Annotated in this window: 19 protein-coding genes; 16 read left to right on the top strand and 3 right to left on the bottom strand. The window is 70.5% G+C overall.

Annotated features, from left to right (window positions below; all coding sequences use genetic code 11):
• Positions 1-134: 134 nt before the first annotated feature.
• Positions 135-545, bottom strand: a complete 411-nt coding sequence (locus tag EIY87_RS33440; RefSeq protein ID WP_125313901.1) for a hypothetical protein — start codon at positions 543-545, stop codon at positions 135-137.
• A 272-nt stretch (positions 546-817) separates the two neighbouring features.
• On the opposite strand from EIY87_RS33440, the gene EIY87_RS33445 reads away from it, so the two are divergent.
• Positions 818-2,776, top strand: coding sequence for an aconitate hydratase (locus tag EIY87_RS33445; protein ID WP_125313902.1), 1,959 nt, complete (start codon positions 818-820; stop codon positions 2,774-2,776).
• On the opposite strand, the gene EIY87_RS33450 is transcribed toward EIY87_RS33445, so the two are convergent.
• On the bottom strand, positions 2,760-3,644 hold the full coding sequence (locus tag EIY87_RS33450) for an alpha/beta fold hydrolase (protein WP_125313903.1): 885 nt from the start codon (positions 3,642-3,644) through the stop codon (positions 2,760-2,762). The two genes, EIY87_RS33445 and EIY87_RS33450, sit on opposite strands and share 17 nt — an antisense overlap.
• A gap of 150 nt (positions 3,645-3,794) precedes the next feature.
• Between EIY87_RS33450 and EIY87_RS33455 the strand changes: the two genes are divergently transcribed.
• Positions 3,795-4,082, top strand: coding sequence for an iron-sulfur cluster biosynthesis protein (locus EIY87_RS33455; RefSeq protein ID WP_225440187.1), 288 nt, complete (start codon positions 3,795-3,797; stop codon positions 4,080-4,082).
• Positions 4,083-4,137: 55 nt separating this feature from the next.
• Here EIY87_RS33455 and EIY87_RS33460 read toward each other — a convergent pair whose 3' ends face one another.
• Entirely contained in the window at positions 4,138-4,806 is a 669-nt protein-coding gene (locus EIY87_RS33460) for a dienelactone hydrolase family protein (RefSeq protein WP_125313904.1), read from the bottom strand.
• Between the two features lie 142 nt (positions 4,807-4,948).
• Here EIY87_RS33460 and EIY87_RS33465 point away from each other — a divergent pair, with 142 nt between their 5' ends.
• The 14 genes from EIY87_RS33465 to EIY87_RS33525 all read left to right on the top strand — a co-directional run bounded on the left by EIY87_RS33465 (position 4,949) and on the right by EIY87_RS33525 (position 12,900).
• The gene (locus tag EIY87_RS33465) at positions 4,949-5,401 is read left to right on the top strand and encodes an SPW repeat protein (RefSeq protein ID WP_125313905.1); all 453 of its coding nucleotides are present in this window, start codon (positions 4,949-4,951) and stop codon (positions 5,399-5,401) included.
• Positions 5,402-5,533: 132 nt separating this feature from the next.
• The gene (locus tag EIY87_RS49015; RefSeq protein ID WP_263855646.1) at positions 5,534-5,665 is read left to right on the top strand and encodes a hypothetical protein; all 132 of its coding nucleotides are present in this window, start codon (positions 5,534-5,536) and stop codon (positions 5,663-5,665) included.
• A 782-nt stretch (positions 5,666-6,447) separates the two neighbouring features.
• The gene (locus EIY87_RS33470; RefSeq protein ID WP_125313906.1) at positions 6,448-7,074 is read left to right on the top strand and encodes a hypothetical protein; all 627 of its coding nucleotides are present in this window, start codon (positions 6,448-6,450) and stop codon (positions 7,072-7,074) included.
• 5 nt (positions 7,075-7,079) lie between these two features.
• Positions 7,080-8,051, top strand: coding sequence for an SRPBCC family protein (locus tag EIY87_RS33475; protein ID WP_125313907.1), 972 nt, complete (start codon positions 7,080-7,082; stop codon positions 8,049-8,051).
• On the top strand, positions 8,048-8,449 hold the full coding sequence (gene gvpJ, locus EIY87_RS33480) for a gas vesicle protein GvpJ (protein WP_125313908.1): 402 nt from the start codon (positions 8,048-8,050) through the stop codon (positions 8,447-8,449). The genes EIY87_RS33475 and gvpJ overlap by 4 nt, the downstream gene beginning before the upstream one ends.
• 1 nt (position 8,450) lies before the next feature.
• Positions 8,451-9,209: a GvpL/GvpF family gas vesicle protein gene (locus EIY87_RS33485; protein ID WP_404800119.1), complete on the top strand. Its 759-nt coding sequence runs from the start codon at positions 8,451-8,453 to the stop codon at positions 9,207-9,209.
• 3 nt (positions 9,210-9,212) lie between these two features.
• Positions 9,213-9,479 carry a gas vesicle protein GvpG gene (locus EIY87_RS33490; RefSeq protein WP_125313910.1) on the top strand — a complete coding sequence of 89 codons (267 nt, stop codon included), beginning with the start codon at positions 9,213-9,215 and terminating at the stop codon, positions 9,477-9,479.
• Positions 9,480-9,485: 6 nt separating this feature from the next.
• The gene (gene gvpO, locus EIY87_RS33495; RefSeq protein WP_125313911.1) at positions 9,486-9,782 is read left to right on the top strand and encodes a gas vesicle protein GvpO; all 297 of its coding nucleotides are present in this window, start codon (positions 9,486-9,488) and stop codon (positions 9,780-9,782) included.
• A gap of 1 nt (position 9,783) precedes the next feature.
• Positions 9,784-10,131, top strand: coding sequence for a gas vesicle protein (locus EIY87_RS33500; protein ID WP_125313912.1), 348 nt, complete (start codon positions 9,784-9,786; stop codon positions 10,129-10,131).
• On the top strand, positions 10,124-10,894 hold the full coding sequence (locus EIY87_RS33505; RefSeq protein ID WP_125313913.1) for a GvpL/GvpF family gas vesicle protein: 771 nt from the start codon (positions 10,124-10,126) through the stop codon (positions 10,892-10,894). The genes EIY87_RS33500 and EIY87_RS33505 overlap by 8 nt, the downstream gene beginning before the upstream one ends.
• Positions 10,891-11,085, top strand: coding sequence for a gas vesicle protein (locus tag EIY87_RS33510; protein ID WP_125313914.1), 195 nt, complete (start codon positions 10,891-10,893; stop codon positions 11,083-11,085). The genes EIY87_RS33505 and EIY87_RS33510 overlap by 4 nt, the downstream gene beginning before the upstream one ends.
• A complete protein-coding gene (locus EIY87_RS33515) occupies positions 11,078-11,365 on the top strand; it encodes a gas vesicle protein K (protein WP_125313915.1) in 288 nt (95 codons plus the stop codon). The genes EIY87_RS33510 and EIY87_RS33515 overlap by 8 nt, the downstream gene beginning before the upstream one ends.
• Positions 11,366-11,432: 67 nt before the next feature.
• Positions 11,433-11,711, top strand: coding sequence for a GlsB/YeaQ/YmgE family stress response membrane protein (locus EIY87_RS33520; RefSeq protein ID WP_125313916.1), 279 nt, complete (start codon positions 11,433-11,435; stop codon positions 11,709-11,711).
• Between the two features lie 52 nt (positions 11,712-11,763).
• Complete coding sequence (locus tag EIY87_RS33525) at positions 11,764-12,900, top strand: sigma-70 family RNA polymerase sigma factor (protein WP_125313917.1); 1,137 nt, start codon at positions 11,764-11,766, stop codon at positions 12,898-12,900.
• The last annotated feature ends 391 nt before the right edge of the window (positions 12,901-13,291 follow it).

A 13,291-nucleotide genomic window follows, 5' to 3' on the forward strand; every position in this document is an offset into this window, starting at 1 on the left:
ACACGCTGAACAGCTGTTCGCGTTCGACGCCGAGGTCGCGGATGTCGGCGATCACGCAGTGGGGACGTCTGTGGCGAACTTGAGCACGCCGTCTCTCAGCCGGGACACAGCGGTGGGGGTACCGGCCCGCGAGTTCAGGAGTGTCCGGATTCGTCGTATCGCCGCCGGTCGGCCGTCGCGCCGGCGCGGTGGACGGCCGCCTTCCGCTGGTGTTCCGGTGCCTCGGCGCCGCCGTATTGGGCAGCCCACTCGTGCTGGTCGGCGGCGCGGTCGTGGGCTTGTGCCGACCGCAGCAAGCCGTCACGAGCGCGCTCTCGAGCTTCTTGCGCCCGCTGGCGGGCTTGCGTCAGCGTCTGGTCGGCTGCGGCCAGCACCGATGACGGATCGAGCTCGGTCACGCTGGAGGCGTTGTCCGCCGGCGGGGCCGTCTGGGCGCGCAAGGCACGCCACCGTGCGCCGGCACTCTGGGCGCGTTCCCGGGCGGTCTGAGCCGCCCGCGCCGCGGCCGCTCCGGCAAACGCAGCCGGATTGTCCGTCTCAGTCATGCGAACACGATCGCACGAATCCTGCTCGATCGATACGCCTCCTCCTGGCCAGCAACGCGGAGCTCCATCCCGGTCGATCGCCGTCGGCAAGCGCGAGCGCCGCGCTCATCATCCTCGTGCGGCAAGTCGTCTGCGCGGTGAAGCACGCCGTGGCCGGGATGCTTTGGCTGCGAACAATGTCCTTGCGGTTCTTCGGAGACCCCGAAACCGGCTGTCCGGTTTCGGCCCTGGCGTTCCGGGAACCCGCCGCAGGAGCGGCAAAGGAGAAAGGGATGCCAGGCAGCAGCGTTACCGAGAAGCTGATCTCCGCACATCTCGTGGACGGCCGGATGCGCCCGGGTGAGGAGATCGCGCTCCAGGTCGACCAGACCCTGACCCAGGACGCGACCGGCACGCTGGTGGTGCAAGAGCTGGCGGCGCTGGGACTCGACCGCGCTCGTACCGAGCTCAGCGTCCAGTACGTCGACCACAACCTGCTGCAGGCCGATGAGCGCAACGCCGAGGACCACCGGTTCCTCCACTCCGCCTGCCGCCGGTTCGGCTTGTGGTACTCCAAGCCGGGTAACGGGGTTTCCCATCCGACGCACATGCAGCGGTTCGGCGTCCCCGGCAAGACCTTGATCGGCTCGGATTCCCACACCTGCGCCGCGGGCAGCCTGGGCATGCTGGCGATCGGCGTCGGCGGGCTGGATGTGGCCATGGCCATCGCCGGTGAACCGCTGCGCGTGCGGATGCCCGAGGTGTGGGGTGTCCGGCTGGCCGGCCGGCTGCGGCCGTGGACCTCGGCCAAGGACGTCATCCTGGAGATGCTGCACCGCCACGGTGTTTCCGGTGGCCGCAACCGGATCGTCGAGTACCACGGGCCGGGTCTGGCCACGCTGACGGCGATGGACCGGCACGTCATCGCCAACATGGGCGCCGAACTGGGCGCGACGACCACCGTTTTCCCCGCCGACGACGCCGTGCGCCGGTTCTTGACCGCCGAAGGCCGAGCCGACGATTTTGTCGAAGTTTCCGCGGAGCAGGACGCCGAGTACGACGTGGACGACGAGATCGACCTGTCCGCGTTGGAACCGTTGATCGCCAAGCCGTCCTCGCCCGGCAACGTGGTCCCCGTCCGCGACGTCGCCGGCACGCCGGTCGGCCAGGTCGTCGTCGGCTCGTCGGCCAACCCCGGCCTGCGGGACTTCGCCGTCGTCGCCGCGATGGTCGCCGGGCGGCAGACGGATCCGGCCGTCAGCTTCGACGTCAATCCGACCTCGCGGCAGATCCTCGCCGACCTCACCGCGATGGGAGCCACCCTGGACCTGGTGCGGGCCGGCGCCCGGATCCACCAGGCCGGCTGCCTCGGCTGCATCGGGATGGGCCAGGCGCCCGCCGTGGGCAGCAACTCGCTGCGTACTTTCCCCCGCAACTTCCCGGGCCGGTCCGGCACGGCCGACGACTCGGTGTGGCTGTGCTCGCCCGAAACCGCCGCGGCCGCCGCGCTGACCGGGCAGATCACCGACCCGCGGGACCTGGGCGCCGACCTCGGACTCGAGTACCCGTCGCCGCACCTGCCCGAGCGGTCCTCGATCGGCGACGACGTGTTCGTCCCGCCGCTGCCGGCGGAGGAGGCCGTGCGGGTCGACCTCGTCCGGGGCCCGAACATCTCCGAACTGCCCGAGCTGGACCCGCTGCCGGACGAACTCCGCGCGCCGGTCCTGCTCAAGGTCGGCGACGACGTCTCGACCGACGAGATTTCTCCCGCCGGTGCCCGGGCGCTGCCGTTCCGGTCGAACATCCCCAAGCTGGCCGAGTTCACGTTCACCCCGATCGACCCCGGCTACCCGGAGCGGGCCGGTGCGCCGCACGCCGTGGTGGGCGGCGAGAACTACGGGCAGGGCTCGTCGCGGGAGCACGCCGCCATCGCCCCGCGCACACTCGGGCTTCGAGTGGTCATGGCGAAGTCCTTCGCCCGGATCCACGGGCAGAACCTGGCCAACTTCGGCGTGCTCCCGCTGGAGTTCGCCGACGCCGCCGACTTCGACCGCGTCGATCAGGACGACGTTCTGGTGTTCGAGAAGCTGCACGATGCCCTGACCACCTCGGCCGAGCTGACGGTGCACAACGACACCAAAGGCGAGGAGTACCGGCTGCGCCACCGGTTGTCCCCACGGCAGGTGCAGGTTGTGCTGGCCGGCGGTCAGATCCCGCTGCTGGCCGACGAATGGATCAGCCAGGGCCGGTGACGGTTCGGAGCCGGTGGATCGCGGCGCTCGCCGCCTGCGGTGCCTCGCGGGGTACGAAGTGGCCGACCGCGGCCAGCACCTGGCGTTCGTACCAGCCGGTGAACAGCTCGTCTTTGCCGTCGGTGGTGGTGGGTGTGTTGTCCCGGTCGAGTTCGCCGTGGACGACCAGGGTCGGCAGCTTGATCGGTGGCGCGTCCGCGAGCCGGCTCTCGATGTCGTCGTACGCGGGGTCGCCCGGGGCTTCGTTCCAGCGGTGCAGGTAGGCGTGGATGGAGATTTCGGCCCAGTCGGGGTTGTCCCACGACGGCGCGGTCCGGTCGAACTGCTCCTCGCGGCCCGGCCACGGCGGCGACCAGCTCGACCACAGGTACCGGCTCAGTTCACGGCGGTCGTCGCGGTAGGCGGCCCGTCCGCGCTCGGTGGCGGTGAACCACTCGTACCAGTAGTTGTGCGCCAGCTCGTAGGGCAATGCGGCGCCGGTGGCGTAGCCGGCGGACATGGCCACCAGACCGCGGATCCGTTGCGGGAACAGCGCGGCCACCGCGTAGCCGGCGCGGGCACCCCAGTCGTGGCCGACCAGCAGGACGTCGTTCAGCTCGAGCGCGGTGATGAAGTCGGCGAGGTCCGCGGCCAGCGCGCCGATCTGACCGCTGCGGGGGACCGTGTCGTCCAGAAACCGGGTGGGGCCGGTGCCTCGCAGGTACGGGAGAATGCAGCAGAAGCCGTTCTCCGCCAGTTCGGGCACCACGCCGTCCCAGCACGACGGATCGTCGGGCCAACCGTGCACCAGCACCACCACGGGTCCCGACGACGGGCCCCGCCGGTGGTAGGCGATCTCCAGCCGTGGCGTTCGTACGCGTTCCACCATGGGCGCCGGGTGCCCGAGCCTGCCCGGCCCGAAACAGCGGTGTTTCCCGGTGGTCCGGAGCGGGGTATCCCGGCAGGCCGATCGAAAGGCGCGTCAGGAGGTCCGGACATGCTCATCGTGAGTGACGCTGCCGCCGAAACCGTCAAAGCCTTGACCGCCGCGGAAGAGGCGGACGACGCCGGCGGTCTGCGAATTTCGGTGGAATCGCTGGACGAGCAGGGTGCCTCGCTGGGAGTCGCGCTCGTGGCCGCTCCGGACACCGGGGACGAAGTCATCGTGTCCACCTCCGGCGCGCTGGTGTTCCTCCAGCCTGAGGCAGCGCTGTACCTCGCCGACAAGGTGCTCGACGTGCGAGATGGTCGAGACGGCGGGCTGGAGTTCGCCGTGCACGGCAAGACGGAAGAACCCCGAAGGTTCGATGAGCCGCGTTCGTCGTGACCCGTTCCCCGCAGCTCCACCGGCAGATCCGACCTTCCTGCCGGTCCGGTGCGCCTTACCGGGCAAAAGTGTGGTCGCCGCCAGGCCCCAGATGCCGGTCGAACCAACCGGCGGCCGCGTCGGCTACCTGCTCCAGCGTCCCGGGCTCCTCGAACAGGTGCCCGGCTCCCGGCACCACCAGCAGTTCCCGATCGCCGGGCAGCCGAGCCGCGGCGGCCTTGTTCAGCCGTCGCACGGTGTCGTCCTGTCCTCCCACGACCAGCAGCACCGGACAGCGCACGTCGCTCAGGACCTCCTCGGCCAGGTCCGGCCGGCCACCGCGAGACACCACCGCGCGCACGACGTCCGGCCGAGCAGCCGCCGCACCCAGCGCGGCGGCAGCGCCTGTGCTGGCCCCGAACAGCCCGACCGGCAGTCCGGCCACGGCGGAATGGCGTCCGAGGTCGTCCAGCGCCCGCAGCAACCGGTCCCGCAGCAACCCGATGTCGAACCGCAGGCGCCCGCCTGCCGCTTCGGCGCGCTCCTCCTCGCTGCTGAGCATGTCGAACAGCAGTGTCGCGAAGCGGTGGTCCTGCAACGTCCGGGCGACCGCCTGGTTTCGCGGACTGTGCCGGGAACTCCCTGAGCCGTGCGCGAAAACCACCACTCCGGCGGCATCGGCCGGCACCGTGAGATCACCTTCGACCAGCGACGTCCCGGTACCGACCGTGAACGGCTCCGTCATGGTTGCCTCCTGCCTTCGACCACGTCGAAGACGGATAGCCACCTCAGGGGACAAGCAAACCGGTTCGATGCCAGGCCGGTCGTTTGCCGCTGCCGCCGGCCGGGTAATCGGCCGACGAGACCTGACGCGGAGGTGAGTGGACATGACAGCCCGGGCCACCACACGCGAAGCGGGGCAGCTGCAGCCACCGGAAGGCGCCGCTCGGCCCGTCGGCGGGTCCGAGTTCTCGATCGGGCTCGTGCTGCTGGCAGGCGTGTACTTGATCTTGTCGCCGTGGGTGATCCAGTTCGCGGGCACCTTCGGCATGGCGGCGAGCAACATGATCAGCGGGATCGTGCTGGCGCTGTTCGCGGCCGGATGTGCCCGTTCGCCCGGGTTGCGTTCCGTGGCGTGGGTGGTTCCCGTGTTCGGTGCCTGGGTGATCAGCTCACCGTGGGTGATCTCGCACGGTCGCGGCTTGGTGCCGCTGGAATACCCGGGCGCAGCCGGGCTGACCACGGCGACCTGGCTGGGCAACGTGATCGCCGGCGCGATCGTGTTCGCCGCCGGAATCACGCTGGTGGCGCGGACAAGGCGAGGCTCGCTCCGCCGCTGACAGGTGGGCGTGAATGCGCGCGGAACGGCTTCCGGGTACGGCGTGACCGCGGCGGCGGTGTTCGTGAGCAGCGGAGCACCGGTCGGATGGAAAATGGCTTTGTGAGCGGCGCAAAGGTCTGCGACCGGTCCGATGTCTACCCCGGCGCCCGCGACGCCGCCGGCCAGCCCCAGCCGGGTCGGGCCGACGCCGGGCGCCGACCGGCCCGGTGCCCGGTTCCAGACCCCGCCGCCCGACCAGGGCGGGCAACACGCCCAGCGCTGACCGAGCGCGCTGCCGAGACGTCCGGTGCCTTCGTCGTGAACGACGGCACCGGGCGTCTCGTCGTCCTGGGGGACCGCGTGCCGCGGTCGTGGCGCACGGGTGCCGCGTCGAGCACGCAGCACCCGCGCACCGGGGACGTGGCCCGAGCCATCACGGCGGCGTCGCATCGGGCCACGAAGTCTGTGGGTGGAGTCCCCGGGATCCGGCGCGGTGAAACCGAGGTCCGTCCTGTATGGATCGCTGGTGAGCGGGCGGTAAGGCGAAGGTTTGCGGACGGTAAACCGCTTGCCGGGCAAGGTGTTCGCCGCCTCGGGGCGCGTGCGCCGCTCGGGACCCGGATGGGTTAGGCCATTTGGTCGGTTGGGTCGGGTCGTCTTCCTGGTGATCGAGACCCGTTGCCGGTGCGGGTGATCTTCGGAAGTCGCCGTAGCTCTGAGTCCTCATCGATAACGCAGACGAGAACCTAACCCCACCGGGTGAGACTGTTCGGCCGTCAAGAGCGGACCATCTGTCCGAAGTAGGCGATCGCTGCGTGACCGGCCGTGCTTTTTCGGTTATCTCGCGGCGATTCTGACAACTGTCCGGTAACTGTCCACAGTGGAGGTTGGGTGGCGGGGCGCGGCGGGTCCGGATCTTGGTTTCTTTTGTTCCAACGGTTTTCGGGGGCTGACACCCGGGTAGCTGGACTTGGTGATGCCCACGCATCCCGTTCGCCCCGAATTCCGTAGGTCGTGCGAGGTGCGAGTGAGCTTTTCGGACCGCCAGCGTCAGGAGGATCAGCAATGAAGCCAGGAGCGCGGATCGCCATCGGGGTGGGGGCCGGCTATCTGTTGGGACGCACGAAGAAGATGCGGCTGGCGTTGATGATCGCGGCTGCCGGTGCGACCGGGCGATCGGGCACCTCGCCGACGAAGCTGTTGCAGCACGGGCTCAAACAGCTCGGCTCCACCCCGGAGCTGGCGAAGCTCACGGACGTCGCACGCGACGAGCTGCTCGGCGCGGTCAAGGCGGCCGCGGTGACGGCCGCTGGTTCGCGGATCGAATCGCTCACCGAGCGCCTGCAGGAAGGCGGCCGCAAGCAGCGGAAGGATCCGGATGACGGACCCGACCGCGATGCCGCCGAGGGGGATGGGGAAACGCCGAGAACCCGACGGCGCCGCGCGCCGGAACCCGAGGAACTGGAGGAGGAAGAGCCGCCCGACGACGAGGAGGAGGAGCCGGAGCGGCCGTCGCGCCGCCGGGCGTCCGGCAAGGACGAAAACGGTGACGAGCCCGACGAGCCGGAGCGGCCCGCGCGCCGCCGGGCGACGAGCAAGCGGGCGGCCGCTTCGTCCGATGGTGATGAGCCGTCCTCACGACGGTCGCGCACGGGTACCGGCAGGTCGCCCGTCCGCCGGGCCCGGAGGTGAACGAAATGGCCACCAAGCAGCTGGAGAGCGCCGCGGGCAAGGTCAAGGACACCGCATCGGGCGGGGGACCGTCGAACGAGCTGACCGACGCCCTGCGAAACCTCGCGCAGACCGTCGCAGGGCGGGCGGCCGGCTCACTGACCAAGCGGATCACGTCGGCTTCCGGCCGTCTCAACGACTATGCCGGGGGAGGCGGCGGCGGTCTGGCCGAGGCCGTCACCGGCGCGAAACCCGGGGTGAAGGGCAAAGCCGCCATGGGGGCGGTCAAAGGCGGGCTGTCCGGTCTCGTCGACAAGGTCAAAAACGCCTTCACCGGCGGAAGCGGCGGTGGCAAGGGCGAAAAGATCAAGCTCACCAACATCGTCGAGGAGATCGACATCGGCGCTCCGGTCGACCTCGTCTACGACCAGTGGACGCGGTTCACCGAGTTCCCGCGGTTCATGAAGAAGGTCGAGAGCGTCGAGCAGGTCAGCGACGAAAAACTGGAGTGGAAGGCCCAGATCTTCTGGTCGCACCGCAGCTGGGAGGCCACGATCCTCGAACAGGTGCCCGGCGAGCGGATCGTGTGGCGCTCGAAGGGGCAGAAGGGGCACGTGGACGGCGCCGTCACCTTCCACGAGCTCGCGGCCGACCTGACCAGGGTGGTGCTGGTCCTCGCCTACCACCCGCAGGGCCTGTTCGAGCGCACCGGGAACCTCTGGCGCGCGCAGGGCCGGCGGGCCCGGCTGGAGCTGAAGCACTTCCGACGGCACGTGATGACCGACGCGCTCCTGCACCCGGACGACGTCGAGGGGTGGCCCGGCGAAATCCGTGACGGCCAGGTCGTCGACGACGACGAGCGCGAGCCGTCCGATAAGGACGATTACGACGAAGACGACAGCCTGGACGAAGAACCCGAAGAAGACGAGCCGGAACCACCCGGACGCCGCCGCGAGGCCCGGGCGAACGCCGGCGGAAAGCGAGGGAGCATGCGATGACGACAGCCGTGCAGCCGTCCGGCGGGGGAGGCGGCCTCGATCGGCCGAGCTCAAGCAGCCTCGCCGACGTGATCGACACGATCCTCGACAAGGGCCTGGTGATCGACGCGTACGTCCGGGTGTCCCTGGTGGGCATCGAACTGCTGACCGTCGACGCCCGCGTCGTCGTGGCGAGCGTGGACACCTACCTGCGGTTCGCCGAAGCCGTGAACCGGCTCGACATCTCCGACACCGAGCAGAAAGGGCTGCCGGACCTGCTGGAGGACGTGAACCAGGGCGGCGCGAAGGCGAAGACCCGGGGCGCCCTCGAAGCGGCCGGCGACAAGCTTCGCGACCTCATCGGTGACGGCGAAGGTGAGGACCAGCCGGCGGGCCGCCGGCGAAAGGGAGGTGACTGAGGTGGCCAGCGAAACTGCCCTCTACGTCTACGGCATCGTCCCTGCGGACGTGGAAACCGACACCGACGCGCGCGGCGTCGGCGATCCGCCCGCCGCGGTCACGACCGTGCGCGGCGAACGGGTCGCGGCGCTGGTGAGCGAGGTTTCCCGGGATCGGCCCCTGGGCCGGCCGGAGGACCTGACCGCGCACGCGGGCCTGCTGGACGCGGCCGCCGCCGAGGTCCCGGTGCTTCCGTTGCGCTTCGGCGCCGTGCTGCCCGACGAGAACGCCGTCGCCGAGGAACTGCTCAAGGCGAACGAGGACGAATTCGCCGCCGCGCTGGCCGAACTCGAAGGCAAGGCGCAGTACGTCGTCAAGGCCCGGTACGTCGAGAAGGCCGTCCTGGGTGAGATCCTCGACGAGAACGCGGAACTGGCGCGGTTGCGAGACGAAATCCGCGACAAGCCGGAAGACGCGACCCGTGACCAGCGGATCGCGCTCGGCGAGCAGATCGGCAACGCCATCACGGCCAAGCGGACCGCCGACACCCAGCGGATGGCGGAGGCCCTGAACGCGCTCGGGGTGGAAATCAGCCCGCGGGAACCCACGCACGAAGAAGAGGCCGTCCACCTCGCTTGCCTGGCGGAGACGGCGAAACAAGCCGATCTCGAAGCGGCGGTGGAAGAACTCGCCCAGGACTGGCGAGGACGGGTCGAGGTGCGCCTGCTGGGTCCGCTCGCGGCGTACGACTTCGTCGTCACCCAGCGGCCGGAGGAATAGGCGATGGGTGTGGTGGGTGCGATTCTCGGCCTTCCGCTGGCTCCCGTGCGCGGCGTGCTCGCCGTGGCCGAGCTGATCCGCCGGCAGGTCGACGCGGAGCTCTACCACCCCGCGTCCGTCCGCCGCGAGCTCGAGGCGGTGGACGAGGCGCGTGCCGCCGGCGAGATCTCGCCCGAGGAAGAGGCCGAAACGCAGCAGCGGGTCCTGGACCGCCTGACCGCGTCCGCGCCCCGCTCGCCCGAACGGCGGCCGAACGAAGAGGAGAGGTGATGACCGATGGCGCCCGAGACCGGAAGTGACGCGCTTTCCGCGTCGTCCGCGGCGACGTACGCGCTGCGCTACGTCGGCGAGCTGATCACGAGCGAGCCGACGTCGGTCACCTCGGTGGAGCCGGCGGACGACGACGGCTGGCTGGTGGAGGTGGAGGTGCTCGAGGAACGCCGGATCCCGTCCTCGGCGGACATGCTCGCGCTCTACGAGGTCGAGCTGGATCCCGACGGTGCCCTGCTGGCGTACCGCCGGACCAAGCGCTACTCCCGCGGCCGGGCCGGCACCGGGAACGGGGTGAGCTGACATGACCACCGGACAGCCGGTCACCGCCCCGGCCGCGCAGCCCGGGCTCGGCTCGGCGGGCAACCACCAGCCGGCCAACCTCGGCGACATCCTCGAACGCGTTCTGGACAAGGGTTTGGTGATCGCGGGCGACATCCGGGTCAACCTGCTCGACATCGAGCTGCTGACGATCAAGCTCCGCCTCGTCGTCGCTTCCCTGGAGACGGCGAAGGACGTCGGCATCGACTGGTGGGAAAGCGATCCGTGGCTGACCGGGGACGACGGCGGGGTACGCGAGGAGAACAAGCAGCTGCGGGCCCGCGTCGCCGAGCTCGAAGCCGCGTCGTCCCGGGACGAAGAAGATGGTTGAGGGGCAGGGCGTCTGGTTGTACGCCGTGACGGGGCGACCTGACCCGACTGTCCTCAGTGGACTGACGGGCGTCTCGGCCGAGACCCCGCGGTACGTCGAGGCGGCCGGGTTCGCCGCCGTCGTCGGTGACGTGCCGTTGAGCTCCTTCGGCGAGGAAGCGTTGCACCGCAACCTCGAGGACCTCGACTGGCTGGCCGCCGTCGCGCGGGCGCACGACTCCGTGATCGTCGCCTTGATCGACCGGGGACCGGCCATCCCGATGCGGCTGGCGACCGTCTACCACGGCGACGACCGCGTGCGGCACCTGCTCGAGACGCGGGCGGCCGAGTTCGGCCGCGCGCTCGGCCAGGTCGCCGGGAGGACCGAATGGGGCATCAAGATCTTCGTCGCACCGGCCCCGGAACCGGCGCCGGCCGCCGGCGGGCCGTTCCCACGCGGGGCGGGGACGGCCTACCTGGCGCGTCGGCGGGCGGCGTTGACCTCGCGCGAACGCCAAGAGCGGTGCGCCGTCGAGCAAGCGGACCGCACGCACGCCGCGCTCGCCGCCCTGGCCGTCGACGCCCGGACCCATCCGCCGCAGAGCCGGGCGCTGGCCGGCGAAGACGCGCCGATGATCCTCAACGGCGCTTACCTGGTCGACAACCGGCACACTCCGCGGTTCGCCGAAGCCGTCGCGGCCTGCGACCAGGACAACGACGCGATCGTGGTGCGCCTGACCGGCCCCTGGCCGCCGTACTCCTTCTCGCTCCTGGAGGAACCATGACCCGGCCCGTACCCGCTCCGGCCGCGGCCGGACGGCAGGTCGCGCTCGTCGACCTGCTCGACCGCGTGCTCGCCGGGGGAGTCGTCGTGAGCGGCGAGCTCACCCTGTCCATCGCGGACGTCGACCTCGTGCACGTTTCCCTGCGCACCCTGCTGACCTCCATCACCGCGCTCGGGCCCCGCGATGACTGAGCCGGAGAAGAACCGGATCAACGCCGATCCCGAGACGGCCGAACGCAGCCTGGTCAGCCTCGTGCTGACGGTGGTGGAACTGCTGCGGCAGCTCATGGAAAGGCAGGCGCTGCGCAGAGTCGACCACGGCGACCTCACCGACACCCAGATCGAGAAGATCGGGCAGACGCTGATGAATCTGGAAAACCGGATGGGCGAGTTGTGTGAACATTTCGGGATAGCCCACGAAGAGCTCAACCTCGACCTGGGTCCGCTGGGTCCATTGTTGCCCGAAGAATGACCGTGAACCACGTTTCCCGGTAGCGGACGGGGGTATTCGAGGTCATCGCTTCGCAAAGGAGTTGGCGATGACCATCATCGGAATCATCAGCGCACTCGTCGTCGGTCTCGTGATCGGCGTCCTCGGCAGGCTGGTCGCGCCCGGCAGGCAGAAGATCCCGCTCTGGCTGACGATCGTGATCGGGATCATCGCCGCGCTCGCGGGGACCGCCATCGCCCGCAGCGCCGGCTACGCCGACACCCCCGGGTTCGACTGGCTGGAGCTGATCACCCAGGTCGTGCTCGCCGCCATCGGGGTCTCGCTCGCCTCTGTCGCTTATGGACGGCGCCGGAAGCTGATGCACTGACCGCCGACCCGGCTTTTCGTTCGTCCGTTCGGGGAGGTTCGAAGGAGGCGCGTTGACCGAGGTAGCGGACCGGCCGTCCGATGCGGCTCTCGCTGAAGCGGTGCGCGGCGGTGATCTCGACGCCTACCGCGAGCTCTACACCCGTCACCTCGCCGCCGCGCGCCGGGTGGCCGCGGCGATCGCGGCCACCGAGACCGAGCGCGACGACCTGATCGCGGAAGCCTTCACCCAGGTCCTGCGGATCCTGCGCTCGGGAGGCGGCCCGGACGACGCCTTCCGGCCCTACCTCCTGGCGACCATCCGCAACACGATGATCCGCTGGCACCGGCGGGACTCGCTGGTGTCCCTGGTATCGGAGGTGCCGGACGCGGCCGCCGACGACGTGCTGGACACCAGGATGCTCGGCGCGATCGCCGCGGCCGCCTTTGCCACCCTGCCCCCGCGGTGGCGGACCGTGCTGTGGCGCACCGAGATCGACGGCGAGTCACCGGCCGAGCTCGCGGGGCTGTTGGAGCTGACCCCGAACGGTGTCTCGGCGCTGGCCTACCGGGCGCGGGAGGGCCTGCGGCAGGCTTACCTGGACCAATACGTCGCCGCCGGCCGGAAACGCGCTTGCCGGTCCGTCGGCGGTCAGCTTGCCAAGTGGGTGCGCGGCGGGGTCACCGAGCGCCGGGCACAGCGGATCGCCGCGCACTTGGACCGGTGCGCGGACTGCCGTGAGCTGGCCGCGGGACTCCGGCGGCTCAACGAGGAGCTGCCCGCCACCGTCGCCCCGCCTCGGGCGTCCACGGGCTCGGCCGCGTCCTCCGGCGGAGCCGCGGTGCGCGCGTCCACCGCGCCGGCTCTGTCGTGGGTCGCGGCGGTCAAGACCGCGGCCGCCGGGGCCGCCCTGGTCGCCACGGTCGCGATCGGCGGCGTCGCGCCCGCTCCGGCCGTGCCGCCCGCGGCCGAGGGGACAACGTCCCAGCCGGCCGCGCCGCGCCCCTCGAAGCCGAACGCGACGCCCCGCGAAGCTGCTCCGGGACCTTCGAAGGGTTCCGGCGCGGCACCCGTGGGGGTCGCGAAAGGACACAGCGCGAAGAAGACCCCCGCGGGATCGCCGGCCCGGAAGCGGACCCCGGCGAACGGTGGGAACCGCCACCCGGGCCGGGTGCACGGCTCCGGTGCGGCGGGGAGGGCTTCTCGCTGACGGCCGCCCCGGCCCGGCGGTTCCACGGTCAGCTCCGGAAGCCGGATCCCAGCCGTGAGTGCCGCCCAGTGGCAGTCCGTCACCGCAAGGAAAACAGGTTACTCGGCCTTCGGGGCGATTGATGTGACTAGCAGCGCAATTTCTTTGGGACGTCACTCCGCTGTGTGCGGTATTTGCCATTCCGCTGCAGGGATCCATTTTCGGTAATGCACGGAAAACGCTACCGTGACCTGGAGGTCATCTGTTCCGGCATCATGGACCGGACAGCACCAGGAGGTCCCCGCTCTTGACTTCACCCCCAGTTCCGGACCGGGCGAGCGGCCGGCGCGGGCCCGAGCGCTGCGTGCGGGGTCCCCGCGTCAATCCGCCTGCGGGGAACGGTGGGACAGGC

The sequence above is a fragment of the Amycolatopsis eburnea genome (assembly GCF_003937945.1).
Taxonomy (GTDB): domain Bacteria; phylum Actinomycetota; class Actinomycetes; order Mycobacteriales; family Pseudonocardiaceae; genus Amycolatopsis; species Amycolatopsis eburnea.

Bases quoted from the DNA above. Each gene is read 5' to 3' on its own strand.
- EIY87_RS33440 (WP_125313901.1), bottom strand. From the start codon at position 545: ATGACTGAGACGGACAATCCGGCTGCGTTTGCCGGAGCGGCCGCGGCG.
- EIY87_RS33445 (WP_125313902.1), top strand. From the start codon at position 818: ATGCCAGGCAGCAGCGTTACCGAGAAGCTGATCTCCGCACATCTCGTG.
- EIY87_RS33450 (WP_125313903.1), bottom strand. From the start codon at position 3,644: ATGGTGGAACGCGTACGAACGCCACGGCTGGAGATCGCCTACCACCGG.
- EIY87_RS33460 (WP_125313904.1), bottom strand. From the start codon at position 4,806: ATGACGGAGCCGTTCACGGTCGGTACCGGGACGTCGCTGGTCGAAGGT.
- EIY87_RS33465 (WP_125313905.1), top strand. From the start codon at position 4,949: ATGACAGCCCGGGCCACCACACGCGAAGCGGGGCAGCTGCAGCCACCG.
- EIY87_RS49015 (WP_263855646.1), top strand. From the start codon at position 5,534: ATGTCTACCCCGGCGCCCGCGACGCCGCCGGCCAGCCCCAGCCGGGTC.
- EIY87_RS33470 (WP_125313906.1), top strand. From the start codon at position 6,448: ATGAAGCCAGGAGCGCGGATCGCCATCGGGGTGGGGGCCGGCTATCTG.
- EIY87_RS33475 (WP_125313907.1), top strand. From the start codon at position 7,080: ATGGCCACCAAGCAGCTGGAGAGCGCCGCGGGCAAGGTCAAGGACACC.
- gvpJ (WP_125313908.1), top strand. From the start codon at position 8,048: ATGACGACAGCCGTGCAGCCGTCCGGCGGGGGAGGCGGCCTCGATCGG.
- EIY87_RS33490 (WP_125313910.1), top strand. From the start codon at position 9,213: ATGGGTGTGGTGGGTGCGATTCTCGGCCTTCCGCTGGCTCCCGTGCGC.
- gvpO (WP_125313911.1), top strand. From the start codon at position 9,486: ATGGCGCCCGAGACCGGAAGTGACGCGCTTTCCGCGTCGTCCGCGGCG.
- EIY87_RS33500 (WP_125313912.1), top strand. From the start codon at position 9,784: ATGACCACCGGACAGCCGGTCACCGCCCCGGCCGCGCAGCCCGGGCTC.
- EIY87_RS33505 (WP_125313913.1), top strand. From the start codon at position 10,124: ATGGTTGAGGGGCAGGGCGTCTGGTTGTACGCCGTGACGGGGCGACCT.
- EIY87_RS33510 (WP_125313914.1), top strand. From the start codon at position 10,891: ATGACCCGGCCCGTACCCGCTCCGGCCGCGGCCGGACGGCAGGTCGCG.
- EIY87_RS33515 (WP_125313915.1), top strand. From the start codon at position 11,078: ATGACTGAGCCGGAGAAGAACCGGATCAACGCCGATCCCGAGACGGCC.
- EIY87_RS33520 (WP_125313916.1), top strand. From the start codon at position 11,433: ATGACCATCATCGGAATCATCAGCGCACTCGTCGTCGGTCTCGTGATC.